Here is a 26,343-nt window from a genome sequence, read left to right as displayed (position 1 = left end):
CTGATGGAATTGTCTACTAAAACGAAAGGCGCTCTGGGCGTGTTGGCGACCATCGCCGCTGTCGGTGTTGGCGCGTGGGTATACCAGCAGGTGATGGGTCTCGGTGCGACGGGTATGTCGAATGCGACCTCGTGGGGTCTCTATATTGCGATGTTCATGTTCTTTGTCGGGCTTTCCGCCGGCGGCCTGATCGTCGCCTCTTCGGCAAGCGTGTTCAACATCGAGAAGTACGAACGCGTCGCCGTTCCCGCCGTTATCTGCTCGATGGTGTGCATCTGTGCAGCGGGCATGTTCGTTCTCATCGACTTGGGCGGCATCGCGCGGGTGTGGCGGATCGCCACGGGACCGAACTTCTCGTCCCCTCTTCTATGGGATGTGTGCGTGATCACGCTGTACCTTACCATCAACATTCTCGACCTGGTCTTTTTGGTGCGGGGCAATCACAGGGCGGTGGCGGTTCTGTCCCGCGTGGCGCTTCCCACGGCCATCCTCGTTCATTCGGTGACCGCATGGATCTTCGGCCTGCAGATCGCCAAGACCTGGTACACGGCCATCATGGCTCCCATCTTCGTGGCCTCGGCTTGCGATTCGGGATTGGCGTTGCTTCTCATTACGCTTGTGGTTCTCGAGCGCTTCGGGGTGTTCGAGACGGGCGCGGAGCTGCTTGCGAGTTTGGCCGGGTTGCTGGCCGTCTTTATCGCGGTCGATGCGTTTTTCATTGGCTGCGAGCTTTTGACCATGGCGTATCCCGGTGGAGCGCACGCGCATGCGCTGTCCCATATGGCCGGGGGCGCGACCTCTCCATTCTTCTGGTTCGAGATCGTGTGTGGCTTGCTGGTTCCCTTCCTCGTCCTGGTGTTTTCGAAGAACCGACGGAGCAAGAAGCGTGTCGTGCTGGCTTGCGTCCTGGTGGTGCTGGGTGTGTTCTGCAAGCGCATCTGGCTTCTGTTCACGGCATTCATCACTCCTAATGTGCAAGGTGCTCCCGGCATCTCGCTGGGTACGCAGCACGCGGCGCTTTCCGGCGGTCGCGACGTGTGGGGGCTGGTTGGAACGTACGCCCCGACGTTTGTGGAGATCGCCATCGTGGCCGGGGTGATCGCGCTTGTTGCGGCGGCTTACATCGTGCTGGTGAACCGCTTCGTTCGATAGGGAAACGGTTCGCGCATGACGAGGGGGCGGCACATCTGCGCCGGCTCCCTCGTCATGCGATTTGGGCTTGCCGCGGGCAACCGCTCTTTCGCCCGCTTCGGTGCGGTATGTGATTAAGTCATAAAGCGGGGCGGTTCGCATGAGAGCGACCCGCCCCGTCGGGTATACTGGGCGGGTCGGATTAACCTAGTATCTCGAATGGGCTGGGACGGCGCCAAGTTCCGAACCTGGTCAGGTCCGGGAGGAAGCAGCCATAAGGGACCGCTGACGAGCGTCCCCGCCTATTCGGGATACTTTTTGCTTTACAGGCCCTCGGAGGCCGGCTCGAAGTCGAAAGGCGACGGATGGATCTGCTTTCCGCTCTCGTCGGGCTCATCAACGATCCGCGCGCCGCTATTGCGGCCTGGATCGTCGCATTGGGTCCCGTTCTTGTGTACACGCCCCTGTTCGTTATCGTGTTCGTAGAGACGGGTCTGGTGTTCTTTCCGTTTCTTCCCGGCGACTCCCTCCTGTTTGCAGCCGGTGTGTTCTCGGTCGACGGGGGAGGACTGAACCTTGCGGCGACGCTTGCGGTGTTCGCCTCGGCGGCTATTCTGGGCAACACGTCGAACTACTGGATCGCGCGCTTTTTCGGTACGCGCATCATCGATTCGGGTAGGGTGAAGGCTTTCACGCCCGAGCGTATCGCCAAGCTCGATCGGTTCTTCGAGCGCTACGGGGGGCTTACCATCGTCATCACGCGTTTCATGCCGTTTTTCCGCACGTTTGCCCCGTTCGTTGCCGGAACCGGGCACATGAATTTCTTGAGATTCACGTTCTACAACGCCGTGGGCGGCATTGCCTGGGTGTTCTCGTTCGTGTTGCTGGGTTACTTCTTCGGGGGCCTTCCGTTCGTCCAGGATCATTTCGAGATAATCGTGCTCCTTATCGTAGGCGTTTCGGTGCTGCCCGCTATCGTGGGCGCTGTGAAAGGGCTTATCGCTGCCCGCTCAGGCAGGTAAGCTTGGGTTAGCGGTATTATGCTCGATGGAACGAACCGTCCTTACCGGGCCAGAAAGAGCAGGGAGCAATGGCTGAGTCGCTGTACCGAAAGTACCGCCCGCAGGTCTTTTCCGACGTCGTGGGCCAAGAGCATATCGAGCGAACCATCAAAAATGCTATCGAGCAGGGGAAAGTAAGTCATGCCTACCTGTTCACCGGCCCGCGCGGCACGGGCAAGACCACCACGGCGCGGCTGGTTGCCAAGGCGCTGCTGTGCGAGTCGGGCCCTACGCCCGATCCCGACGGAACCTGCCCCGAATGCAAGCTGATCTCCGAAGGCGCTCATCCGGACGTGTACGAACTGGACGCCGCAAGCCGCACCGGCGTCGAGAACGTTCGCGAGGAGATCATCAGCCGCGTTCAGTTCGCCCCGACGCGCGGCGGGTACAAGGTCTACATCGTGGACGAGGTCCACATGCTTTCGACCGCGGCGTTCAACGCGTTGCTGAAGACGCTTGAAGAGCCTCCGTCGCACGTCGTGTTCATCTTGTGCACCACCGATCCGCAGAAGGTTCCCGAAACCATCCATTCGCGCTGCCAGCGTTTCGATTTCCGTCGCATCGCACCCGAATCCATCGTGTCGAGGCTGGGTGCGGTGTGCACGGCCGAGGGCGTTCGGTTCGAAGGAGAGGCGCTCGAGTTGATCGCCCGTCGGGCGGAAGGGGGCCTGCGCAACGCGCTCACCTCGCTCGAGCAGATCATTGCGTTTGAAAACGGCGATGTGACGCTGTCTGGAGCCGAGCGCCTGCTGGGCTCCATCGACTCGAGCGAGATGGTCGAGCTGATGGCGGCGGTCGGGGTTCGCGACGTTGCCGCGTGTTTCCGCTGGGTCGCCCAATATGTGGAGACGGGTGCCGATCTTGCGCAGTTCACGCGCGATATGTCGGAGCGTGTGAGGAACATGTACATCATGTCTCTCGCGGGTTCCGACGTCGATCTGGATATCACCGACTCCGAGCGCGGCGAGCTTGTTCGCGAGCTGGCGGCGTTTGGCTCCGATCGCCTGGCCCGCCTCATGGGCGTGCTGGGAGATTTGACAGTCGAGCTGAAGACGTCGTCGAATCCGCGCCTGTCGTTTGAGATCGCCCTCACGCGCATGGTGCGTCCCGATTCCGATCTGACCGTGGCATCGCTCGCCGAGCGCATCGAGGCCCTTGAATCCGGCTATTCCGCCGTGGCTCACGTGGCGTCGCCGGCCGGCTCGTCGGTCGCGTCCGACACCGTAGGGACCGTTTCGACGTCTCGGCCTCGGACGGAGGATCGCCCGCAGAGGTCGGCCGCGCCCGAGGTGGTATCCTCGCCCGTGCAGTCCGAACGGACCGCACGGGCGCGCGAATCCGCACCGGCGTCTGAGCCTTCCACCCCTACCGCCGAGTGCGGCCCGCTCTCCCAGCAGACGCGTTCGGTTTTGGCGAATCCCGCTTCGCTCCAGCGCCTATGGCAAAGCGTTCTGTCCGACGTGAAAAAGCAGAAGGCGGCCTACGGGGTGCTGTTCATGAATACCAAGGCGACGTTCGATTCGGATCGGGACATGGTGCTGATCCAATTCGGAGCCGAGGCGGGTTTTGCATATGGAGCGGTTCAGAAGCCCGAAGTGCGGGAAGCCGTTGACGTGTCGTTTGCCAAGAATGCGGGCGGGTTCGTTCCTTACGGCTTTGTTCAGGCGGGAGGGGCAGCGGCGTCCATGGGCGCTTCCGCTTCCGAGGGCGCCCCGGTTCAATCGACGGCTACCACGGCTGCGGCCGCGAGGGCCGCAGCGAGTTCGGCCGTCGCACGGGTTCGGGAGGCGCGCGAGGCCGTTTCCGCCTGTGACGCCCCTGCCGTTCGGGCGGGCGCTGCCGCGAACGGATCACCGGTGCCGCAGCCCTCGCAGCCGCCCGTTCCGCCCGCACGCGAGGCACCCGCTTACGAACCCGTTCCCTACGACGACGTCGCGTATTTCGGGGAGCAGGACGAGTATCCTGGGTCACCCGCACCCGCACCCGCACCCGCACCCGCACCCGCACCCGCACCCGCACCGGGCGGCGATGCGAACGACATCTCGCATGTCGAGCGCATGATGCGCGGCGCGTTCGGGGGCTCGGTGTCGTTTACGGAGCTCAATTAGCCTTCGGCCTTCTCCGTCTTGCAGAAATCAGGCTTCGGGCCGCCGTTTCGGGGTCGGATGCCTTAGACCAACCAACGAAAGGAAACCGCTATGGACATGAAGAAAATGATGAAGCAGGCCCAGATGATGCAGCTGGAGCTTTCGCGCGCTCAGGACGAGATCAAAGACATGCGCTTCTCCGCTTCGGCGGGCGGCGGTATGGTCGAGGCTACCGCCAAGGGCGACAACACGCTCGAGAGCGTCACGATCCATCCCGATGCGGTGCAGATGGCCGATGCCGAAATGCTGCAGGATATGGTGCTTGCGGCTGTGAACGAGGCTCTGCGCGGAATCGCAACCCAGTCCGAGCAGCGCCTGTCGGCTGTTACCGGTGGCATGAACATTCCCGGTCTGAGGTAGTCGATGTTTATCGCCCCCGCGCTTCAAAAACTGCTTGACGAACTTGAGCGCCTGCCTGGAATCGGCCCGAAATCGGCTCAGCGCATCGCGTATTGGATGCTGAATACCGATCGTGACACGGTCGTGCGCCTTGCGGATGCTATCACCGAGGTCAAAGATACGGTGCGGTTCTGTTCTCGGTGTTTTAACTACGCCGAAGACGATCTGTGCGAGATTTGCCGTTCGCGCGAGCGCGATCATACCTGGATCTGCGTGGTGTCCGAACCGCGCGACATCCCGTCCATCGAGCGCACGGCGGTGTTCAAGGGGGTCTACCATGTTTTGGGCGGCGAGCTTTCCCCCATGGACGGTGTGGGTCCCGACGACCTGCATATTGCCGAGCTGCTCCGGCGCCTGTCTGATCCGTCCATCCGGGAAGTCATCATCGCCACGAACCCCAACGTCGAAGGCGAGATGACGGCGGCCTATCTTTCACGCCAGATCAAATCGCTGGGAGTGAGGGTCACCCGGCTTGCCAGCGGCTTGCCGGTGGGGGGCGATTTGGAATTTGCCGACGAGGTGACGCTGGGTCGCGCGATTGAGGCGCGCCGCGAGCTTTAGGCGGGGGCGATTTCCTGGAATCCGTCCGATGCGAAAAACGTGCCGTGCAGGTACTCCCTCACCGCAGATGCGGGATCGTCGGACTGCGCGAAGAACACCTCGACCCCGTTCTTTTCGAGGGAGGCGCGTACGGCGCCGTCGATGCTTCTGCATACAAGCGCTTGTGCGCCTAGTGACTGAACCAGATCGCTGCGCTGGTGGCTGGGAAATTCTGCCAGAGGGATGGTGCGGCTGCCCACGACGACGCCGCGATCCACTCGATAGAATGTGAGATCGGTTGCATGTGCGAAAAGGGCGGGAATGTGAAGCCCGTTGCATGCTACCGCGACGACCATGGCGCTCCTTCTTCTCGACTGGCCGACAACCACGATAACCTTTCGTCGTCCGGCTGCCGCAATCCCTCGCCGAGCGGATGGGTAAATTCCGTGAACGACAGGGCGTAGAGGAAAGAAGCGCCTTCAGGCGCATGCGATTGGAAAACGAGGGTCGGGCAGCGACTCGTTACGAGCAGGCGGTCATCGCCGCAGTTCCCAGCACCATGAGGGCCAACCCGAACCCGGCTCGCTTCGCGAGGCGCTCTTTGAGCACGATGGAGGCGAACAGAACCGATACCAGCACGGACAGCTTGTCGATCTGCACTACGGTGCTGACCACGCCCGTTTGTATGGCGTAGTAGTAGCATAGCCACGATCCTGCGGTGGCAAGCCCCGATAGGGCGAGAAATCCCAGTTCGCTTCTGTTGATGAGGGCAATTTGGGGAGACTTTCCCTTCCATGCGACGATCGTCCAGGCCACAGCCAGCACCACGCAGGTCCGTACGGCGGTTCCCAGATTCGAGTCGATTCCATCGATACCGATTTTGCCCAAGATAGAGGTGAGTGCGGCGAATAGGGCGGCGAGAACCGCGTAGACGGGCCACGATGCTGTTCCGAGGCGTTCCCCGATGTCTGTCCTTTTGATCATAAGCAACGTGCCGATAAGGATCGCGGTTATGCAAACGAGCTTCAAGCCCAGGTGACTGGTCTCGCCGAACAGAACGATGGCCAAAAGCGCGGCAAGCGCCGCGCTGCTTTTGTCGATGGGCGCCACCTTGTTAACGTCTCCCTGGGACAGCGCCTTGAAATAGCATATCCACGAGCCGCCCGTCGCAAGGCCCGATAGGGCCAGAAACAGCCAGGTTGCTGGAGAGATGTCGGGAATCGAGGGAAGCGAGCCGGACAAGGCGGCGATGCACCACGCCGCCACCGCGACGACGCTGGTCCTTACCGCAGTGGCGACGTCGGGATCGGTGGTTCGCACACCCAGCTTCGATAGGATCGAAACCAGACCCGCGAACAGCGCCGAGGCGCATGATGCCGCAATCCAACCCATACCGTTCGCCTCTTTCGATCGGTTCGAGCCCCGCATCGATCGAAATCCGAACCGAGGCCCCGTGAGCTTCCCTGCGCTACGATCGCGAGCGCTTGCGCTCGAGATCGGCTCGATGGGCGCGACCGGGACGGAAATCGCCCCCTGAACCAGAGCGCCCCCTTGTCGGAGCGCTCTGGTTGCCTCCGCGGTTTTTCGTGCGGCTTTGGCTGCGTTTATCAAGAGCGCTCGACGTCGGACGGGAGCCGGAGGATCCCTTCTTTCTGCCGTTGTGCCTCTTTATCGCTGTGGTTGCAGCTTCGGCTTCGCGTTTGTGCGCTTTGCGCTGGGTCTTGGCTCTCAGCTCCTTTTTGGCCGCCGCGATTTCGGGGTCGCGTTTCGCCTGGAACTCCATCTGCTTGGCCGCGGCATCCGCTTCGGCTGCGGAGAAATCAAACGAGGCCAGCTTCATTTCGGGGATGTCCTGCTTGATGAGTTTCTGGATGTCCTTCAGGGCATCTTCGGTTTCGGGGGTGACAAACGAGATGGAGAACCCGGCCGCACCCGCCCGTCCCGTGCGTCCGATGCGATGCACGTAGTCTTCGGGTTGCGTGGGCAAATCGTAGTTGATGACGTAGTCCACTTCGGTGACGTCGATGCCGCGGGCGAGCACGTCGGTGGCGGTAAGGATATTCACTTCGCCCGACGAAAATCGATCGAGCGCTCGTTTGCGCTGGTTTTGGCTGCGGTCGGAGTGGATGGCCTCTACGCTGTATCCGGCTCGCTTGAGGCGTCGCGCCGTCGAATCGGCGCGCGAGCGGGTGCGGGCGAAAATGATGACGCGCTCGGCGCCCTTCTCTTCCAGCACGGCCTTCACCAGGGAGGGTTTGACGGTTTGAGGGGTGCGGATGATGAACTGGTCGATGGTGTCGGCCACATCTCCCTTATGGGCGATCTCGACGAGAGCGGGGTCGTGCAGCATCGTGTTCACCGTGGACATGATCGAGCGGTCGATGGTCGCGGAGAACAACAGCGTTTGCCTGTTTTTGGGCGTAGCGGCCACGATTTTCTTCACAGCGGGGAGAAAACCCATGTCCAGCATTCGGTCGGCTTCGTCGAGAACCAGCGTCTCTACGCCCTTCAGGCTGACCGCTCGTTGATCCAAAAGGTCGATCAGGCGCCCAGGCGTGGCGATGAGCACATCGCATCCGCTTTTGATGCGCTCGATCTGAGGGGCGTAGGACAGGCCGCCTACTACGATGGCGGTGCGGTGGCGGGTGTGCCGGACGATGGCTTCGCACACCTCTCCGATCTGCTGGGCAAGCTCGCGGGTGGGCGTGATCACCAGCATCAGGGGACCGGAGCCTTTTTTGGCATGCCCCAGCCGATCGAGCGCAGGCAGCGAGAATCCGCCGGTTTTCCCGGTTCCCGTCTTGGCTGCGGCTATCACGTCGCGGCCCTCCAGGATCAGGGGAATCGCCTGCTGCTGGACGGGCGTGGGCTCGGTGTAGCCCATATCCTCGACGGCAGCGAGTGTTTCGGCCGAAAGGCCCAGTTCTGAGAACGATTTCAAGTTGTGTTTCCTCTCGCGTTAGCGAACGTGCGCGGGTCGATGCCCGATGTAGAACCGGGCGAAATGCTTCTTCCTCAGAGGATCCGAAGGATCGCGCGAGACCCGTGCGAGCTTCAAAGCGGCGGCGGCAATGTCGCGTGCGGCGTTCGGCCTGCGTATGAAATGGGCGTTCACCAGCATCGCGTCAATTCCGTGGGGGTTTCTCATGATGTAGCGCAGAGCGTCCACAAGCTCGCGCGGCGTGGTGACGTGCATGGCCGCGCTTGCCGAGGTGAGCATCTCGACGTTGATCTTTTCCTGGCCGTAGGCGCGGCCCACGAGGATCATGGGAACTTCGGCGCACAGGCATTCGGTCACCGTGAGACCGCCGGACTTGCATACTACCAGATTGCTGGCGTTCATAAGCGCGGCCATGCCGTCCACATATCCGAAGACGGTCATGTTATCCAGCTCGTAGTCGCGCTTCATGGCGTGCAGGTGCTTTTCGTATTCGGCATCGCTGCCCGCGATGAATACCAGGTGCAGGTTGGAAAGCGTGTGGAGATACGGGACAACCTCGTCCAAAGCTTCGCGGAAGCGCAGGTACGGAGTGGGAAGCTGAGCGCCCGCCAAAACCAGCACGACGGTCTTGTCTAAGGGAAGCCCTAGCTTTCGACGGGTTTCCTCCCGGTCGTAGGGTTTCCGGAAATCCTCGCGCGTGGGGATGCCCGTGATCTTGATGCGGTCGTCTTCCACTTTGCGCGCGCGCAGCGTTTCGGCCATCGACTGGGTGGCTACGCAGAACAGATCCGAGCTCTTGTGCGGCCACAGGCCTTCCGTTTCGTAATCGGTGGGGACGCCGATCACGGGGAAATCCTGTTTGGTAAGCATGCGCGCGGCGATGGCGGAGTTCGCCGCCGTGATGTGCGTCGCTACGACGGCGCGGGGCCTTCGCTCGGCTATGTAGCGGGTGAACGGGGCGTACATGATGTGCGACCAGATGGTCCCGCCGCCCCATAGGACACGTCCGGTGAAGGTGTAGCGCCAGACCAGGTCGTAGATGGGGCGGGTTGCCCCGACGAAGTAGGAGGCGGCTCGATCGCCGTCGAATCTGTGGCGACCCCAGTCGAGGATGTCGACCACTTCGACCTCGAGATCGCGCGGGGCCAGATCGAATCCTTCATCGCGCAAAAGCTCGAGCGCCTGTGCAACCGATTTCGCCGCGCTCTTGTGACCCGATCCCACCGAGGCATGCACGACCATTACCAGCGGTTTTTCATGTTGGGACGTGCAAGTTGCGGCCGAGGGGCCGTCAAGGGGGGCGAAAGCCGCGTTTTTAGCGCGTGCGGCGGGCTTGAGGTTCGTCATGTCTTCATTCTAGCCGATGTTTCATTTTCGGGTCGCTTTTTGTTTTCGCTCAGCGAGGAGGGCAATTTTCTTCTTGCAACCGAAGGTTGTCTCTGCAATAATGTTCGGGCTGCTCTTAGAGTAGGCTCTGTCCCCATAGTCTATCGGTTAGGACGCGGCCCTTTCAAGGCTGAGAGACGAGTTCGACTCTCGTTGGGGGCACCACGAAAACGAAGCGCTCGGGTATTTCCGGGCGCTTTTTGTTTTTGCTTCGCAGTTTGCACCCTATCCGGCACTTGCATCACCGGACGCCGGCGCATCTTAGAGAATCGGGTGCGTGCCGATAGACGATCGTGCGCGGGTCCCTACGGTTCCTTTGACAGCGGATCGCCATCGAGGCGATCAAGCGCGCGTATGTCGCGAAAAGCGTAGCCTATGAGACCGATGAACAGGAACAGCGCTCCGGAAGCCACGAAGAAGGGGGCGATGCCGATGCGCTCGGCAAGCATGCCCCCCACCGCGACGCCTGCGGGTGCCGCGATGCCGATAGCCGCGTACAGGAATCCGAGGGCGCGCCCGGTTTTCTTTTCGGGTACGTTTTTTTGGATAAGCGTCATAACCGGTCCGTTAAACCACGACATGAACACCGAGGCCGCGCCCATGAGCGCCACGTAGACCCAGAAGGCGTCGGGGGGAAGCAGGCCGGCCGCGATGGTGGGCGCTGCAACGAGAACAGACGACACGCACAGCAAGAGGGCGAGACGACGCCCGCCGCCCCAGGCCATGATGATGCCGGCGCCCACAAGCATGCAGGTTCCCGATATCGCTTCGGCGATGGAGACCATGGACCCGTCGGCTCCGAAGTACTGAGTGCTCATGAGCGGATATACCGCAGAGATCGATGAGAACGCCATAATGCCCACGGTCAGGCCGCCCAGCAGCATGGCCAGTCCGCGCGTGGCCGCCAGCGCCCGCCATCCTTCGGCCATCTGCCCCAGAACCGAGGAGCCCTCCTCGGACTTTACGGTGGGGATCTTCACCAGCAGCATGGCTGCGACGGCCGCGACAGCGCCCGCAAATTCCAGTGCGAGCGCGAACGGCAACCCGAATGCGGCGTACAGTCCGATGCCGATGGCCGGAGCGCACACGTTCGCAAGGCTGGAGAGTACCTGGTCCAGCGTGTTGATGCGCAGCAGGTGGCGCTCGGGTACGAGCATGGGCATGGCGGCCATCATCGCGGGCCCGTGCACGGCGGAAAACGCGCTGCGGATCGCGCCGAAAACGCAGATGAGGAGCAGCGACGATTCTCCCGTCACGAGAGCGACCGCAAGTGCGAGCGAGGTGAATCCCGAGCCGAAGTCGCCGGCTATGATGAGCGCCTTGCGGTTGAAGCGGTCGGCCAGCATTCCGCCAAGCGGGGACAGCACGCCTTGGGGAAGCAGGGCGCATACCATGATAAGCGAAAGGGCGAGCGCGCTTTGGGTTGTTTGCGTAACGTGCCAGATGATAGCCCATCCGGCTGCACCGCTTGTGATGATGGAGAAGGCCTGTCCGATCCAGATGGTTGCCACGAGGCTCGGCCAGCGGGGGGACAGCGGCCGCCCCGAGGCGCTTTTCAGCTCGTCGTGCGAAGATTCGGTGGGTGGGAGCTGTTCGTGCGATCCTGCCAAGGACGTTCCAATACATCTGCGGCAATGATGAAAAGATGGTGCCCTCGGCAGGATTCGAACCTGTGGCTTTCTGCTCCGGAGGCAGACGCTCTATCCCCTGAGCTACGAGGGCACGCGAAAGCAAGTATACTACGCTACTACGGATAGACCATTTGCAAAGTTGAAGGAATTAGGGCTTTTATGCAACAAACGGTGGCGTTTACGCGCATGTCATACGGAGTCGATGCGGTGGGTCGCTTGGACGACGGCAAGGCGGTGTTCTGCCCGCTGGTCGCTCCGGGCGATACGGCCGCGGTCGAGGTAGTCGAGGACAGGGGGTCGTTTGCGCGCGCAAGGCTGATCGAGGTGGTGGAGCCCTCGCCCTGCCGCGTCGAGCCCGCCAGTTTGTACGATCAGCTTTCGGGGGCCGCTCCCTGGCAGCATCTTTCGTACAAAGCCCAGTTGAAGGCGAAACGCGACAACGTGGTGTCCCAGCTGGTTCGCACCGCGCATCTTGCTCCCGAGAAAGTCGAAGATCTGGTGGCGCCCACGATGCGCTGCAAGCGCGAATGGGCGTATCGCAACAAGATCGAGATGAGCGCCCGCATCGATGATAGGGGCGTCTTCAATCTGGGTTATATGCGCGAGGGCACCGACGAGCTTCTTCCCGTCGAGCAAACCATGCTTGCCCATACGAAGATCCAAAAGGTTCCCAAGGCGCTGCGCGGCGCGATGCGCTTCGTTCTGGGCAATCGGGATCTGGGGATCTATCGCGTCGGGGTGCGCCACAGCATGGCTACCGGCGAGTTGGAAGTGGCGGCGTGGACCAGACCGGGTCCGTTTCCGCGCGCTCTGTTCGCCAAAACCGTGGGCGATGCATGCAAAGCCGCCAGCATCGTGCGCGTTATGGCCGACGAAGGCGCCGCGCGCCGCATCAAGGGGGTCGAGACGCTTTCCGGGCGCGGTTTCTGGCGCGAACGCGTGGGCGATTTCTGCTTCTCGACGCAGGCCCCGTCGTTTTTCCAGGTGAATACCGCGCAAGCGGGTCGTCTGGTGGAGCAGGTGATAGAAGGACTCGGTGGTGTTGCCGGCAAATACATCGCCGATCTCTATGCCGGGGGAGGAACCTTCTCCATTCCGATTGCAGCGGCCGGAGCCGATGTGGTTGCGGTCGAATCGGCCGGATCATCCGTTCGTGACCTGCGGTTCAACGCTGATTTGAACGGCGTTCAGATCGACGTTGTGGGCGGCGATGCCGCCCGCGAGCTTGCGGATCTGGGCGAGCTGGACGCGCTGGTGGTCGATCCGCCTCGCGCCGGACTTGCCGCAAGCGTTCCGTCCGATATCGCCGTCGCGCGTCCCCGCAAAGTGGCGTACGTGAGTTGCGATCCTGCCACGTGGGCGCGCGATATCGAAAGATTTTCCCAGGTGGGATACGAGTTGGAGCGCGTGCAGCCGGTCGACATGTTCCCGCAGACCTTCCATGTGGAGGTTGTTTCCATCCTCTCACGGGTTCGCTAGGCGCGGGCTCGCAGCGCGCAGGGCGGGTGTGTTTGCTAACCCGAAAAAATGTCGCAGGGTACGTGAACGTTGATATTGACGTGAAGGAACTGAAGCGAGACAAGCTGCCGCCGAAGGCGACGTACAGGCAGATTCAGGCGTATGTGCTTGAAAAGTACGGGCTGAAGGTATCGACGCTGAATATCGCGACCGTGAAAGACGAATGAGGGCTTGAGAAGCAGTTCTCCTACAAAGAGGGAGGCACGGCTGTTAAAAACCGACCTCAATGCCCGAAGGAAAAGCACGATGCGATAGTGGATGCGTTCAGACATTTTAAGATGATTCCCTGAGCAATAAGAATGACCATGAAAGAGCGAGGTTAGCCAGATGGCTGCCTCGCTCTTTCATGGTCATTCTTACAAAAATCCTCCTATGTTCTTGTCTTAACATAGGAGGATTATCATCACACAATTACAATCGATTTTTGTTTTTACTTAGCTTCATCTATTTTGTCTTTTGCTTTTTCTACAACTTCTTCCGCAATATCTTTAGCGTTTGATGCTACTTCTTTTGCTTTGCCTATGGCCTGATCAACAAGACCTGACGCTTTTTCTGCGTTATCGCCTGTAATTTCGCCAGATACTTCTTTCACTTTCCCTTTTACTTTATCGGTAAATCCCTTATCTGCCATAATAAATACCCCCTTGAGCTAAAACTATATGAATAATAGATAGATAGATATAAGATATGTCATATACCTATCTTATAGATAAATGATATATATTTTCAATTTTATGTCAATGGATATTGAAATAATAATCTTCCATCGGTTGATTTTTGGATAAACGGTAGTCTCACGCTCAGTTTCTGACTGGAATTGTCCAATTGCTGAAAAGGGATGGAGCATGAATTAGTGCGCGGAACACCATGTACGCGAGCAAAATCGGACTCACGCTGCATGTGGAGGTTGTTTCCATCCTCTCACGGGTTCGCTAGGCGCGGGCTCGCAGCGCGCAGGGCGGGTGTGTTTGCCCTGCTTCGCGCGGAGTTGTTGTAAGGTTTTGCTTTTCGTCCCGTACTTGCTGGTACAATCGGGAAATCTACAGATGGGGGCTCGCGTGCGGGCTCCCGCATGAAACGAGAAGGAGGGTGCCGCATGGCCCTGTACACTCCCGAATACCAGCCGACGGGTGACGAGGTTGCCGTTGTCGTCACTTCACAGGGAACCATCCGTGTGCAGCTGGCGGGCAAGGACGCTCCCATCCACGTCGGCAATTTCGTCGAGCTCGCGCAGAAGGGCTTCTACGATGATCTGAAGTTCCACCGCTATGTCCCCGGATTCGTCATTCAGGGCGGCGACCCCAAGACCCGCGAGCACTCGGGCGAGGACGTGGCCCGTTTGTCCGGGAGTCCGTTTTCCGGTTTGGGTACGGGCGGTCCTGGCTACTGCATCAAGGGCGAGTTCGCCACGAATCCCAACAACTCCCACGAGGACGGCGCTTTGGCCATGGCCCGCTCGCAGGATCCCGATTCGGCGGGCTCTCAGTTCTATTTCTGCTTGGGCGCCCAGCATATGCTCGATTCGGGATACACCGTGTTCGGTCAGACCATCGAGGGCAAAGACGTGATCGGTAGGCTTCGCGCCGGCGACGTGATCGAGAGCGTCACCATTGAAAACGCAGCCGAATAGCCGCAAAGCGGGCTTGGTTCGGTAAACAGAAGGGTTCATATGAACAAGGATCTATTCCATCAGGCCAATGCGATGGTCGCGGCGAAAGATTACGAGACCGCGCTTCGGCTCTACAGCGCCTGCATGTCCGACGAGCAGGGGCTCGAGTCGGGCGAGGAGGGGCTTTTGTACCATCGCATGGGCAACTGCTACACGAAGATGAAGCGTTACGCCGAGGCTATCGAGACCTACGGCAAGGCCACTGCCGATTCGGGTTACGACGCCTGCGGAGCGGTGAATTACAACGTGGGCATGGCCTACGCGGCGCTTCACGATTACGCCGAGGCTGTCAAGCATTTCGAGATCGCCGTATCCGACCGCAGCTACCCGACGCCCTACAAGGCCCATTCGGCTTTGGGCAACGTGCTGCTGAAGCAGGGCAAGTCCGCCGAGGCGGGCGTGGCGTTTCGCGAGGCGGCTTTGGACGACTCGAACCCCGATCCCACCAAGGCCCTGCTCAACCTGGGTGTTTGCTTTATGGCGCTCGATCGTCCGGCCGATGCGGTGGCATCTTACGAAAGCGCCCTGCAGTTCGACATGAAGCAGAGCGTGCGTAACAAGCTGTACGCCAGCCTGGGTCAGGCCTACACCGCATGCGGTCAGATGCAGAAGGCGGTTGACGCGTTCGAGCAGTCCATAGCCGACCGCACCTACTTCCTCACGTCTTCAGCCACGGTAGACTACCAGCGTGCGGTAGCCGCGGTCTCCCAGGGGACTGCCGACGTGACCCAGGCGCTTCCCGTGCTTGCGGGCAATGACATGTCGGGGCTCGATGTCCCCGCCAATCCCACCAACGCGCTTGCGGACCGCGAGGCATACGAGCCCGCTCAGGCTGAGGACGATCCGTACTACTATGCCGACAACTACGGCGACGAGACGTATCAGAACGGCGAGGACCGCTTCTTCAACGCCACCGATGAAGAGCTCGAGCGTTGGTCCAAGGGCGTGATGAAGCAGGAGCGCAGGGGCCGCGGAGCCGGTCTCAAGGCGCTGATCGTCGTTATCTTGCTGCTGCTTGCGGCTTTGGGCGCGGGTATCTTTCTGTACCTGCAGGGCTACGGCTATCCCACTCAGGAGACGGCGGTCACCCAGCTGTTCTCCAATCCTTCCAGCGCAGTTACCGGAGCGTTCAGCGATAGCGTTTCGGCCGACGAGGCCAAGAACATGGCTGCTTTGATCCCGCAGGACTCGAAGGCCACTATCGACGGTATCGATCGCAGCGCCGCCTCTTCGACGGCGTATGTAACCGCCGTCACGCCCGGTGGCAGTTCGGTCCAGTACAAGGTTGATCTGGTGCGCGATAAAGTCAGTTGGAAAATCTCCAACGTTGAGCTATATTTCGCAAGTCAGAATTAACGGTGAAGCGACGGCGAGGGCCGTCTGAATGAAAGGAAGCACATGGCAGTCCAGAAGACCTACACCATGATCAAGCCCGACGGCGTCCGCAACGGGCATATCGGCGAGATCGTCAACCGTTTCGAGCGCGCCGGCCTTTCCATCGAGCGCATGGAGATGGGCATGGTGACCGCTCAGCAGGCAGCCGCCAACTATGCCGAGCACGAGGGCAAGCCCTTCTACGAGGGCCTGGTTTCCTACATCACGTCCGGCCCCGTGGTGAAGATGGTCGTTTCCGGCGAGGGCGCCGTCGCTAAGGTGCGCACCCTCATGGGCGCAACGAATCCCGCCGATGCGGCCCCCGGTACCATCCGCGGCGACTTCGGTCTGATCATGGACGAGAACGTCATCCACGGTTCCGACTCCCCCGAGTCGGCCGAGCGCGAGATCGGTATCTTCTTCGCCTAAGCTGCATTCTGGAACCGTGTCCAGGAGGCCGTCCCGACAGGGCGGCCTCTTTCAATTTCACGGGCGATCGAGAGGTTCGCGTACCTGTGCTGGGAAGGGGTGCGTCGACTGCCCCTTTTCGCTTTCCCCAAGAATCTGGTTAGCATAGATTATCAGGTGTTTCAGCTATGAATTTTTACTCTGGCATTCTCGGCTATGGTAGACTTCAAGGCTACTTGCAAACGAGATTCAAGGGGCTTTACTCAATGTCCTTTTTAGACTTCTTTTCCGGACTCACCGGCCGCATGGGCGCCGATATGGCCATCGACCTCGGCACCGCCAATACGCTTATCGCCATCTCGGGAGAGGGCATCGTTATCAACGAGCCTTCGGTTGTCGCTATCGAACGGCATACCAATCGCGTTTTGGCGGTGGGCCACGAGGCGAAGAACATGATCAACCATACGCCCGACGCGTTTTCCGCCGAACATCCCCTCAAGGACGGCGTTATCGCCGACTACGATATCACCGAGGCCATGATCTCGGCGTTCATCAACAAGGCGGCACCCCGCAAGTACCCTTGGCAAGCAAAGCCCCGCGTCGTCGTGTGCATTCCCTGCGGCGCTACGTCCGTCGAGAAGCGCGCGGTGTTCGAGTCCACCATTCAGGCCGGCGCCCGCCAGGCCTTCCTTATCGAAGAGCCCATGGCCGCCGCCATGGGCGCCGATCTGCCGGTCACCGAACCCACCGGTTCGATGGTCGTCGATATCGGCGGCGGCACCACCGAGGTCGCGGTCATCTCGCTTGGCGGCATCGTGACGTCGTCGTCGCTGCGTTTGGCGGGAAACCGCATGGACGAGGCGATCTCCATGCATCTGCGCGATCTGCTGGGTATCAAGATCGGCGAGCGCACGGCCGAGGTCATCAAGATCAAGATCGGGTCCATCCTTCCGTTCGAAGACGGTCACGAGCGCGATATGATCATCTCCGGCCAAGACGTTCTTACCGAACAGCCCAAAGAGGTCACCATCCAGTCCGAGGACGTGCGCGCTGCGTTGGTGCAGCCGTGTGAGGAGATGGTTCTGAACATCAAGGAGACGTTCAAGAAAACCAATCCCGATCTGGCAAGCGACATCATCCAGAACGGCATTCTGCTTACCGGAGGCGGCGGCCTTCTGGCCGGTCTGGACCGATACCTTACCGACAAGCTCGAAATTCCCGTCTGGACCAGCGAGACCGCGCTAACCAACGTGGTGACGGGGTGCATGAAGGTCCTCGATACGCCTACCGCGCTTCGCCAGACCCTCATGCGCACGCGATAGCCTGTGCGCGCGGAGCGGTATGTCGCTGAATTTTCAACAGAGCTCATCATCTTTCATCAGGCGCATCCTTGCGGTTGTCCTGCTGGTCGTCTCGCTTGTTCTGGCGGTCGTCTATCTGCGCGAAGGCGACGAGGGGCTGCTTCACAGCCTGCAGGCTGGCGTGAGGGGGGGCGTCGCCCCCATCTCGCAGGTGGGCGCCGGTATCGATGGCGCGGCTGAATCCGCGACAACGGCGCTGTCCGATGCGACGGCATCCGAGGGGACCCTCAGCCAACTACGGGCGCAAAACGCCGAGCTGCGCCAGCTGGTTTCCGATGCCGAGGAGTCGCGCCAGGCGGCCGCGCGCCTCGAGGGTCTGCTGAACATGAAGGAATCCACAGGTCTGGAGGGCAAGGGCGCCAAGATCATCGGCCGCAGCTCCGATGCGTGGAACCAGTCGCTTGTCATCAACGTCGGAGCACAAGACGGGGTGTCCACCGGCATGGCCGTCATGGGCGCATCGGGCGTTATCGGCCAGATCTCAAGCGTCAGCCAGAACACGGCTTCGGTTCGTCTGCTGACCGACGCGAATTCGGGGGCGGCCGTGATGATCCAATCGAGTCGAGCGCACGGCATCGTTCGCGGGTCGCTTGACGGCCTGCTTCGCCTGGAAGATATCGACGAGGGAAGCCTGCCGTCTGTGGGCGACGTGGTTATCACCTCCGGTTTGGGCGGGAGCTATGTAAGCGGCCTTTTGGTGGGGTTTGTGGTGAGCGTCGAGGCATCGTCGGCCAACGCGACCGGCACCATCGTGGTCTCTCAGAACGCCAAGGTGAGCGCTATGGAAGAGGTGTTCGTCGTGATTGCGCAGACTGGCGCTGCAACCGATGCGGACAGTCGTGCGGCAAGCGGATCCGGCTCGTCTGCGGGCGGTTCGTCTCCCGCCGCCTAGGTTTACGCGCGCTTGGCGCGAGAAGGGTTTCGGTACTGCATGAACGTCTCCAACGACAGCGTACTCGGTTTCGCGGGCGCTTCGATCGCCCTGCTACTTCAGTTGCTGGCGGCGCCTGCGCTGGCCATCGGCGGCTCCGTGCCCAATTTCGTCATCGTGTTCGTCATGGCCTATGCTCTGGTGCGTCCGCAGCGCCTCGGGTCGGTCATGCCGTTTGTCCTGGGGCTGGCGTTCGATCTGACATCGGGTTCGCCGGTGGGCTCCATGGCGTTTTCCCTGCTGTTGGTTTCGATTGTCGTTTCCCGTTTGTTCGCGGCACTGGATAACGATGCAATGCTCGTTCCGCTGGTTCTGCTGGGTGCAGGCGTGCTGGTTGCCGAGCTTATCCATGCGCTGTTCATGCTGGCCGGCGGGGTGAGCGCTTCTTTGGGCGATGCCTTGGTTCACGTGGTGGTTCCCTGCACCGTGTACGAGTTCTTTCTGGGTGCGGCGGCGTATCTGGTTATGCGCCGGCTCGTCCCGCGCCAGACGGCGGCCGTTCCCACCAACGTCTCGAATGTGAGGTAGCCTTCGGATGCTGGTCGCCATCGTCGTCGCCGTTCTCACGCTGGTCGTCGCCGTGCTGGTTGCGGTGGCGTTCTTTGCGTTGCGCGAAAGGCTGCGCGGTTCGTCGTCGGTGCACGTGAAGCGCGGGAAGGCATCCGTCAGCTCCATTGAAACCCTCGATGTTTCGTCGGCGTCCTCGTCAATCGGCGACTTGCCCGACACGCACGTGAAATCGGCTTCCAGCCCCGACGGGCGTACCTCGACGGCCCTGAACGCGCGCTTCGCCGCAGTCGGCGTGTTCGCCGCGGGCGTCTTCACCGCCCTGGGTGCAAAGCTGTTCGGCATGCAGGTGCTTCAGTCTTCGTCGTATCGCAAGCAGGCGGATGAAAACAAGTACACCGATGTGTCGACTCCCGCTCCGCGCGGCTACATTTACGATGCCGATGGTGTCGCCTTGGTGAAGAATCGCTCGTCGCTCACCGTTCTCGCCGATGCCGACGTGCTGTCCGATCACGACGTGATCTTGCGGCTCTCGACGGTTCTGGGCATTCCCTACGGCGTGGTGCGCACGCGTCTGCAGGATACCTCGTCGGGTGCGCAGAGCCAGCGTGTTATCGCAAGCGACGCCTCCCTCAGAAGCGTCGCCTTCATCGCCGAGCACTCCGATGCGTTTCCCGGCGTGAACATACAGAACCGAACGATTCGCAGCTACCCCTACGGGGCGCTGGCCGCTCATGTGCTTGGCTACACGGGGGCGGTCTCGGATGACGATCTTAAGTCCGTTCCCTCGAATCGCTCCATCGAACTCGGTGACGAAGTGGGTAAAAGCGGCGTCGAGTACACCTACGACGAGATCCTGTCGGGCGAGCACGGCCGTCGTCGCGTTATGGCCGATGCCGACGGGAACGTGGTGCGCGTGGTGGCGGAAACGCAGCCGACGCGCGGAAGCGATCTGTACCTTACCATCAAGGCGCCGGTTCAGTATGTGGTCGATAAGGAGCTTGCCCAGCTCATTGCCCCTAAGGGTGTTATCGGAACGGGCAAGGGCGTGGCGGGGGCCTGCGTGGTCATGGATGTGACCGACGGGTCGATCGTGGCCATGTCCAGCTATCCCACGTACTCCCCGGAGACCTTCATCGGGGGGGTCTCGCAGGATATATGGGATCTGTATTCGTCTAAGTCTTCGTACTACCCGCTGCTGAACCGCACTATCTCGGGGACGTATGCTGCCGCTTCGACGTTCAAGTCGTTTACGGGTCTGGCGGCGCTTCGCTATGGGTTCGCCGATGCTTCGAAATACTGGACCTGTACGGGTTCGTGGGACGGGTTCAACACCGGAAGCCCCCAGAAGTGCTGGTTGAAAACGGGTCACGGCAGCCTGAATTTCAAAGGCGGCATCGTTCAGTCGTGCGACGTGGTGTTCTACGACATCGCCTACAACTTCTACTACGCGGGCAAGAGCCAGGGCGGGACGCTGTCGGATACCGCCATGCAGGAAGAGCCCGCCAAGTTTCGCTTCGGCCAGCTTACGGGCATCGATCTGGCATCCGAGGAGACGGGTCGAATTCCCACCCCCGAGTGGAAGCAGTCTTACTGGGCCGATGTGCCTACCGAAGGCGTGTGGCGCGGGGGAGATATGACCAACACCGTCATCGGTCAGGGCGACGTGCTGGTCACGCCCATGCAGGTGGCTGTGGCCTACGGAGCCATCGCTACGGGCAACCTCATGAAGCCCCATGTGCTCAAAGAGGTTCGCAACGGAGACAACGTGGCGGCCGTAACCTTCGAACCCCAGGTCATCGACGTTCCCGATGTCGATGAGAAGAACTACGCCATCCTGCGCGACGCCCTGAACGGCGTTGCCCCTGCCAACTCGACGCTTTCCCGGGCGTTTAGAGATGCCGGTATGGATCCGCAGGACGTGGCCTGCAAAACCGGAACCGCCGAGATGACCGACACCGAGGACTTCGGCTGGTTCGCCTGCTATGCTCCTTACGACAAGCCGAAATACGTGGTAGCCGTCATGGTCGAGCAGGGTGGCGGCGGATCGATATCGGCCGGACCTATCGGCGCTAAAGTAATCGCCGCGGCGCTTGCCGCGGATGCGGGAGAACTCAAAGAGGTGGGTGCCGTCGCCGCTTCGAGCGGAGAATCGGTCGCCTACGTGTCATCTTCGTCCGGGCGAACCGACTAGGAGGGGATATGCCGTCGATCAACCAGATCAACACCGTGCGCGTCCCCGATCGAGGCGCGCACGACGCATCGGCGTCGAAGAGGCGCCGCCCGATCCTGTGGCCCTTCGTCCTGGCGTTTTCCGCGCTGGTGGCCTACGGGCTGGTCGTCGTGTTCTCGGCGGTCAGCGCGGATGCAGATTACAGCTTCTCCCGCCAGCTGGGCGGCGTCGCCGTGGGCCTTGCGGTTATGGCCGTCGTGTGGCATTTCGACTACACGAGGCTGGCCGGGTACCAAAACATCTTCCTCATCGTCAACGTGGTGCTCATTCTGTCGCCCCATCTGCCCATTATCGGAGTCAACACCATGGGCGCAACGTCATGGATCAACATCGGCATGCAGGTGCAGCCGGGCGAGTTCGCCAAGATCACGGTGATCCTGTTCGATGCTGCCGTCATGGCGAAGTACCAGGGTGCCCTGAACGACGCGCGTGAATATCTCAGAACCGTCGGCTTGATGCTCGTGCCGTTTGCGTGCATCATGACCCAGCCCGATCTGGGCACGGGGTTGGTGTACCTGTTCATCGGAGCGACCGCTCTGGTGGCAGGTGGAGCGAACAGGCGCTTTCTCATCGCCAGCCTGCTTATCGGCATTGCGCTTGTCGCCTTGGTGTTTTCGATCGACGAGGTTGTCAAGAATTCGACGGGCGAGTACAAGCTGCTCAAGCAGTACCAGCGCAATCGTCTTCTGGTGTTCATGAACCAAGGTTCTACGAACCTTTCCAAAGAGGGGTACAACCTCAACCAGGCCATGATCGCCATCGGATCGGGCGGGCTGTTCGGTCAGGGATATATGCAAGGTTCTCAGCATGGCTTGGGTATTCTTCCCGAAGCTCCCACCGACTTCATTTTCTGCGTGCTGGCCGAGGAGTTCGGCTTTGTCGGCGCGATGCTGCTTTTGACGCTCTATATCGGCTTGCTGGCCAGCTGTTTTTACATTGCGGTACGTGCGGGAGATGTGTTCGGCGTGCTTATCGTTATGAGCGTTGTGGGGATGTGGTTGTTCCAGATTCTTGAAAATATAGGAATGACCTGCGGATTGATGCCCATCACCGGCATACCGCTACCGTTTGTGAGCTACGGCTCGTCGTTCATGGTGGTGAATTTCGCTATGCTGGGGTTCGTGGGGTCGGTGTGGGCCCACAACAAACAGAACGCAAGGAGGGCCGGTTATGCAGCTGCCCGTTGACGTCTCGGCGGTGCTTCTCGAAGCCCGCTCCATCGACGAAGCTCGTCAAACCCCGCTTAACGTGACCGTCTACCTGGATGAATCGGTTCCGGAGGATCTGTCTGCCTTCGCGCGCGATGCGTTCGGGGCCGTGACGCCTAACGTGGATCTTTCGGTGGCCCTGTACGGCGAGGAGCTGCCGTCCATCAAGCTTACCGACGATGTGGCGATGCTGATCGCAGGATTCTCTTTGAATACGGGGAAGCTGGCATCGTCGCTGCGCGGGGCGGGCGTCCCGGTTATGGTGGTCTCGACGTTTCCTGCGCTGGTATCTCAGATAGCTGAAGCTTCGGGGTTTCCCGTTCCGGCGCTTGACGTGGTGTGTCCTGCGAAACCTGCAGGTGCATCGGGCCTTGCCGGTGCGGCTGCCGGTGTCGTGGGCGCGGCTGCCGGAGCGATCGCGCATGTGGCCGATCAGATGCCGAACGTTCCGGTTTTCGCGAGCAGGACGGTGCGCGCCGCCGCCGATTGGGGCGTATCTGCGGCGGCGTCCAAGACGGCCGACGTGCCTGCCTTCGATGAATCGCTCGAGCCCTATGTGCTTGACGAGGCGCATCGTATCGCGCTTGGAGAGCGTATGGGTCAGTGGATTATCGAGGCGTGCCCCGACAAGCGCCTCGCATTCTCGCTTGCGTTTTCCTTCGTGCGCCGACCTTTGGCGCTCGATGCGGTGAATTCCGCAGCTATGCAGAACGCGGGTATCGGCGTGTTGGACATCATTCCGGGCGCCGATATGCCGCTGATGACGTTTAACCAGATCAAAATGGTGCTTGAGATCGCTGCTGCGTATGGCGAGCCGATGAGTCCCGAGCGTTTGAGGGAGATCGGCTTCATCGTCGGCGGAGGCTTCGCGTTCAGGACGGTTGCTCGCGAGGTTGGGGGTTTGGTTCCCGTGGCCGGCTTCGTCGTGCGCGGAACCATCGGCTTTACCGGCACGGTGGCTATGGGCCGTGCGGTTATCGGGTATTTCGAGGGGGGCAAGCGTTTGTCGGGCGCATCCAACGTCGCGCACGGGGTGTTCGGGGTCGCCTCGAAAGTCGCCGGAGACGTGTGCTCGGCGGGCTCGAAAGCCGTTCGCGCACTTGCGAGACGAGACGAACGAGAGGCGTAGAACCTTCATATGGCTGAATTGACCGATCTCTGGGAGAAGGTGCGCCCGCTTGTCGAGGCCGCCGAGCGTCCCTCGCGCTACATCGACCACGAGTGGGGGGCGGTGCGCAAACTCGACGCCGACTTCCACTTCTGTCTCTTGTACCCCGATACGTACGAGCTGGGGCAGCCCAACCAGGCTTTGCGCATCCTTGTGAACGTGGTGAACGCGCGGGAGGGGATGGCCGCCGAGCGCGGGTTTCTTCCGGCTCCCGACATGTGCGATGCGCTGCGTGAGGCGGGGCTGCCGCTGTTTTCCATCGAGAGCTGCGCACCGTTGAGCGAATTCGATGTGGTGGGCGTCACCCTGCCTCACGAGCTTGCGGCCACCAACATTCTCGAAGCGCTTGATCTGGGAGGAATACCTCTTCACAGCGACGAGCGCGGAGAGGACGACCCTTTCGTCATCGCGGGGGGGCCGTGCGCCTTCAATCCCGAACCCTACGCCCCGTTCTTCGACGCCTTCAACATCGGCGAAGGGGAGGAGATGCTGCCTGACGGGCTCGAGGTCATCCGCCGCATGCGCGCATCGGGGGCGAGCCGGTTCGATACCCTGGTTCAGCTGGCGAAGGTGCCGGGTTGGTACGTTCCGTCGTTTTACCGTTGGCGCGACGCCGAGTACGCGTGTGCGCACGGCGCTTGGATCGAGCCTATGGTCGACGGGGTGCCCACGGTGATCGAGAAGCAGATATTCGAGGGGTTTTCCGACAGTTCGGGGTGGGAGCCCTGCATTGTTCCGTTTGCCGAGGCCGTTCACGATCGTCTGAACGTCGAGGTTCTGCGCGGATGCGCGCGCGGTTGCCGGTTCTGCCAGGCGGGTATGATGTATCGTCCGGTGAGGGAGCGCACAGCCGACAATATAGTTGAATCGGTGCTGTGCGGTCTGAGGGAGACCGGCTACGACGAGGTGAGCCTCACATCGCTCTCTTCGACCGATCACTCGCAGATCGGCGAGATCCTCGAGCGTCTGAATCGGGCGATCGAAGGAGAGGGCGTGCGCATTTCGGTGCCGTCCCAGCGCCTCGATTCGTTCGGCGTCGATATGGCCGCCCTGGTGGCGGGGCGCAAGAAGGGCGGTCTCACATTCGCTCCCGAAGCCGGTACCCAGCGCATGCGCGATGTCATCAACAAGAACGTGACCGAAGACGATCTGTTCGGAGCCATCGATGCGGCGTTTGCCGCCGGATGGCGCCGCTGCAAGCTGTACTTCATGATCGGGCTTCCCACCGAAACCGATGAGGACGTGAAGGGGATCGCTCGTTTGCTGCAGCGTTCTTACGATCGTGCGGTGAAGGCCGTTCCCGCCGATCAAAAGGGCGCGATCAAGATCAGCGCTTCGGTTGCCCTGTTCGTTCCGAAGGCGCAGACGCCGTTTCAATGGGACGGGCAGATTCCGCCCGAAGAGGCGATTCGCCGCGTCAATCTGCTGCGTAACAGCGTGCGCTACCGTGCGATCGACGTGCATTGGCACGATCCGAAAACCAGTTTCGTCGAGGCGATCACCAGCCGAAGCGGCCGAGAGGCCGCCGGTTTGATCGAAGAGGCGTGGCGGCGCGGCGCTCGTTTCGATGCATGGACCGAATGCTTCAACGAGTCGGCGTGGCGCGAAGCCGCTCAGGCTTTGGGCTTCGACGTGGATGCCGTGGCGCAAACCTCCTATCCGCTTGATTACGTGCTTCCCTGGGAACATATCTCGACCGGGGCTAGCCGACGCTGGCTGGTGCGCGAACGGCGGCTGGCCGATGGCGAGAAGACCACGCCGGACTGCACGTTCGATCGCTGTTCGGCGTGCGGCGTGTGCCCTCGGTTGGGATTCGATAACGTTTTAGCGGCGGTGAGGTAGATGGAAGCTGCTCAGAGATTCGTGCTTCGCGCAACATATGTCGAGCGCGGCCGTTTGGCCATGCTGTCTCACCTGGAGGTGGCACGCACCATCGAGCGGACGATTCGACGCGCGGGACTCCCCTACGCGGTCAGCCAGGGTTTCTCACCCCATATGAAGGTCGCGTTTGGTGCGGCATTGCCGGTGGGGGTGGGAAGCGTGTGCGAGATCTTCGACATGCAGCTTACCGAGTACGTTGCTCCCGAAAGGGCGCTCGCATCCCTTCAGGCGAGCTGTCCGCCCGATTTGATGGTGCAGAGCTGCGCTTACATAGGCCCCAAGGAGAAGGCGGCAAGTGTTGCGTTTCCCATCAGCACTTATGAAGTGGTCCTCTCTCGTCCCATTCGGCGCATCGAAGCGCCCGACAGCATCTCGGTGGTGCGCAAGCGCAAGGAGAAGGTGCTGGTTGTCGCCGACTTTCTTGTATCGGGGTTTTCCCCTGTTGAAGAAGGGTGCCCCGCCGCCGAACATTCGCGGGACTGCGATCGCTGGAGGTTTTCGCTTGAGGCGAAGGCAAGCGGGAGCCTGCGACCTGACGCGCTCCTCAGAGCGTGCCTCGAACGGATGAACGCACGCGTCTTTGCTGGTGCCGAAACGCTTCGCATTGTATCGATAACGCGCGTGGATCAGCGATCCGAATAGCGTCTTTGCGGACCCATACGGAAGCCGCCGGCTTTGTTCGCCGGAAGTCGACAGCCCGTCTCTTGAGAGGCGGGCTGTTCGGTTCGGTTGCACGGGAACCTTTTGAAGCGAGTACGGCAACGGCACGGTAACGACCCTATCGATCGATTGCATTGTACGCAATGAATTGATATAAAAATACTAGTAACTATTACTATTTAGGAAGCA

The 26,343-nt window shown here is 60.9% G+C and carries 24 protein-coding genes, 2 tRNA genes and 1 other RNA gene; 20 read left to right on the top strand and 7 right to left on the bottom strand.

Annotated elements, in window-relative coordinates; all coding sequences use genetic code 11:
* Positions 1 to 3 precede the first annotated feature (3 nt).
* The 6 genes from nrfD (at position 4) to recR (ending at position 5,299) form a co-directional block, all read left to right on the top strand.
* Positions 4 to 1,152 carry an NrfD/PsrC family molybdoenzyme membrane anchor subunit gene (nrfD, locus tag EIH26_RS00620; protein WP_124060290.1) on the top strand — a complete coding sequence of 383 codons (1,149 nt, stop codon included), beginning with the start codon at positions 4 to 6 and terminating at the stop codon, positions 1,150 to 1,152.
* A gap of 195 nt (positions 1,153 to 1,347) precedes the next feature.
* An RNA gene (gene ffs / locus EIH26_RS00615) (signal recognition particle sRNA small type) lies at positions 1,348 to 1,443 on the top strand.
* A 53-nt stretch (positions 1,444 to 1,496) separates the two neighbouring features.
* The gene (locus EIH26_RS00610) at positions 1,497 to 2,153 is read left to right on the top strand and encodes a VTT domain-containing protein (RefSeq protein ID WP_124060289.1); all 657 of its coding nucleotides are present in this window, start codon (positions 1,497 to 1,499) and stop codon (positions 2,151 to 2,153) included.
* A gap of 68 nt (positions 2,154 to 2,221) precedes the next feature.
* Entirely contained in the window at positions 2,222 to 4,300 is a 2,079-nt protein-coding gene (dnaX, locus tag EIH26_RS00605) for a DNA polymerase III subunit gamma/tau (RefSeq protein ID WP_124060288.1), read from the top strand.
* Positions 4,301 to 4,390: 90 nt separating this feature from the next.
* Entirely contained in the window at positions 4,391 to 4,699 is a 309-nt protein-coding gene (locus EIH26_RS00600) for a YbaB/EbfC family nucleoid-associated protein (RefSeq protein WP_124060287.1), read from the top strand.
* Between the two features lie 3 nt (positions 4,700 to 4,702).
* Positions 4,703 to 5,299, top strand: coding sequence for a recombination mediator RecR (gene recR / locus EIH26_RS00595; RefSeq protein ID WP_124060286.1), 597 nt, complete (start codon positions 4,703 to 4,705; stop codon positions 5,297 to 5,299).
* Here the strand turns inward: recR and EIH26_RS00590 are convergent.
* The 4 genes from EIH26_RS00590 to EIH26_RS00575 form a co-directional block, all read right to left on the bottom strand.
* Positions 5,296 to 5,634, bottom strand: a complete 339-nt coding sequence (locus EIH26_RS00590; protein WP_124060285.1) for a NifB/NifX family molybdenum-iron cluster-binding protein — start codon at positions 5,632 to 5,634, stop codon at positions 5,296 to 5,298. The genes recR and EIH26_RS00590 overlap by 4 nt on opposite strands.
* Before the next feature lie 166 nt (positions 5,635 to 5,800).
* Positions 5,801 to 6,670, bottom strand: a complete 870-nt coding sequence (locus EIH26_RS00585) for an EamA family transporter (RefSeq protein WP_124060284.1) — start codon at positions 6,668 to 6,670, stop codon at positions 5,801 to 5,803.
* 76 nt (positions 6,671 to 6,746) lie between these two features.
* A complete protein-coding gene (locus EIH26_RS00580; RefSeq protein ID WP_124060283.1) occupies positions 6,747 to 8,219 on the bottom strand; it encodes a DEAD/DEAH box helicase in 1,473 nt (490 codons plus the stop codon).
* A gap of 18 nt (positions 8,220 to 8,237) precedes the next feature.
* Positions 8,238 to 9,566 (bottom strand): glycosyltransferase, encoded by a 1,329-nt coding sequence (locus tag EIH26_RS00575; protein WP_124060282.1) that lies wholly within the window; start codon positions 9,564 to 9,566, stop codon positions 8,238 to 8,240.
* 129 nt (positions 9,567 to 9,695) lie between these two features.
* Here EIH26_RS00575 and EIH26_RS00570 point away from each other — a divergent pair.
* Positions 9,696 to 9,770: transfer RNA gene (locus EIH26_RS00570), tRNA-Glu, on the top strand.
* A gap of 140 nt (positions 9,771 to 9,910) precedes the next feature.
* Here EIH26_RS00570 and EIH26_RS00565 read toward each other — a convergent pair.
* On the bottom strand, positions 9,911 to 11,215 hold the full coding sequence (locus EIH26_RS00565) for an MFS transporter (protein ID WP_241152708.1): 1,305 nt from the start codon (positions 11,213 to 11,215) through the stop codon (positions 9,911 to 9,913).
* 36 nt (positions 11,216 to 11,251) lie between these two features.
* Positions 11,252 to 11,327, bottom strand: a tRNA-Arg gene (locus EIH26_RS00560).
* Positions 11,328 to 11,395: 68 nt separating this feature from the next.
* Between EIH26_RS00560 and rlmD the strand changes: the two genes are divergently transcribed.
* Both rlmD and EIH26_RS08480 read left to right on the top strand, forming a co-directional pair.
* On the top strand, positions 11,396 to 12,715 hold the full coding sequence (gene rlmD / locus EIH26_RS00555; RefSeq protein WP_124060280.1) for a 23S rRNA (uracil(1939)-C(5))-methyltransferase RlmD: 1,320 nt from the start codon (positions 11,396 to 11,398) through the stop codon (positions 12,713 to 12,715).
* 62 nt (positions 12,716 to 12,777) lie between these two features.
* Entirely contained in the window at positions 12,778 to 12,921 is a 144-nt protein-coding gene (locus EIH26_RS08480) for a hypothetical protein (RefSeq protein WP_241152707.1), read from the top strand.
* 263 nt (positions 12,922 to 13,184) lie between these two features.
* Here the strand turns inward: EIH26_RS08480 and EIH26_RS00545 are convergent, their stop codons facing one another.
* Positions 13,185 to 13,385 carry a CsbD family protein gene (locus EIH26_RS00545; protein ID WP_124060279.1) on the bottom strand — a complete coding sequence of 67 codons (201 nt, stop codon included), beginning with the start codon at positions 13,383 to 13,385 and terminating at the stop codon, positions 13,185 to 13,187.
* A gap of 465 nt (positions 13,386 to 13,850) precedes the next feature.
* Here EIH26_RS00545 and EIH26_RS00540 point away from each other — a divergent pair, with 465 nt between their 5' ends.
* The 11 genes from EIH26_RS00540 (at position 13,851) to EIH26_RS00490 (ending at position 26,136) form a co-directional block, all read left to right on the top strand.
* Complete coding sequence (locus EIH26_RS00540; RefSeq protein ID WP_124060278.1) at positions 13,851 to 14,384, top strand: peptidylprolyl isomerase; 534 nt, start codon at positions 13,851 to 13,853, stop codon at positions 14,382 to 14,384.
* A gap of 39 nt (positions 14,385 to 14,423) precedes the next feature.
* Entirely contained in the window at positions 14,424 to 15,779 is a 1,356-nt protein-coding gene (locus tag EIH26_RS00535) for a tetratricopeptide repeat protein (protein WP_124060277.1), read from the top strand.
* A gap of 42 nt (positions 15,780 to 15,821) precedes the next feature.
* A complete protein-coding gene (gene ndk / locus EIH26_RS00530) occupies positions 15,822 to 16,226 on the top strand; it encodes a nucleoside-diphosphate kinase (RefSeq protein WP_124060276.1) in 405 nt (134 codons plus the stop codon).
* 245 nt (positions 16,227 to 16,471) lie between these two features.
* A complete protein-coding gene (locus EIH26_RS00525; RefSeq protein ID WP_124060275.1) occupies positions 16,472 to 17,527 on the top strand; it encodes a rod shape-determining protein in 1,056 nt (351 codons plus the stop codon).
* Positions 17,528 to 17,546: 19 nt separating this feature from the next.
* Complete coding sequence (gene mreC, locus EIH26_RS00520) at positions 17,547 to 18,458, top strand: rod shape-determining protein MreC (protein WP_124060274.1); 912 nt, start codon at positions 17,547 to 17,549, stop codon at positions 18,456 to 18,458.
* A gap of 39 nt (positions 18,459 to 18,497) precedes the next feature.
* Entirely contained in the window at positions 18,498 to 19,025 is a 528-nt protein-coding gene (gene mreD, locus EIH26_RS00515; RefSeq protein WP_124060273.1) for a rod shape-determining protein MreD, read from the top strand.
* A 7-nt stretch (positions 19,026 to 19,032) separates the two neighbouring features.
* Positions 19,033 to 21,198, top strand: a complete 2,166-nt coding sequence (mrdA, locus tag EIH26_RS00510) for a penicillin-binding protein 2 (RefSeq protein ID WP_124060272.1) — start codon at positions 19,033 to 19,035, stop codon at positions 21,196 to 21,198.
* Positions 21,199 to 21,206: 8 nt separating this feature from the next.
* Positions 21,207 to 22,424, top strand: coding sequence for an FtsW/RodA/SpoVE family cell cycle protein (locus EIH26_RS00505; RefSeq protein WP_124060271.1), 1,218 nt, complete (start codon positions 21,207 to 21,209; stop codon positions 22,422 to 22,424).
* Positions 22,408 to 23,574 carry a hypothetical protein gene (locus EIH26_RS00500; RefSeq protein ID WP_124060270.1) on the top strand — a complete coding sequence of 389 codons (1,167 nt, stop codon included), beginning with the start codon at positions 22,408 to 22,410 and terminating at the stop codon, positions 23,572 to 23,574. Before EIH26_RS00505 ends, EIH26_RS00500 begins: the two co-directional genes overlap by 17 nt.
* Before the next feature lie 18 nt (positions 23,575 to 23,592).
* Entirely contained in the window at positions 23,593 to 25,455 is a 1,863-nt protein-coding gene (locus EIH26_RS00495; protein WP_124061731.1) for a TIGR03960 family B12-binding radical SAM protein, read from the top strand.
* On the top strand, positions 25,456 to 26,136 hold the full coding sequence (locus EIH26_RS00490; protein WP_124060269.1) for a TIGR03936 family radical SAM-associated protein: 681 nt from the start codon (positions 25,456 to 25,458) through the stop codon (positions 26,134 to 26,136).
* Positions 26,137 to 26,343: the final 207 nt, after the last annotated feature.

This window comes from Gordonibacter sp. Marseille-P4307 (assembly GCF_900604965.1).
In the GTDB taxonomy this organism is placed as follows: Bacteria; Actinomycetota; Coriobacteriia; order Coriobacteriales; family Eggerthellaceae; genus Berryella.
This window is presented reverse-complemented; position numbering and strand designations above follow the sequence as displayed.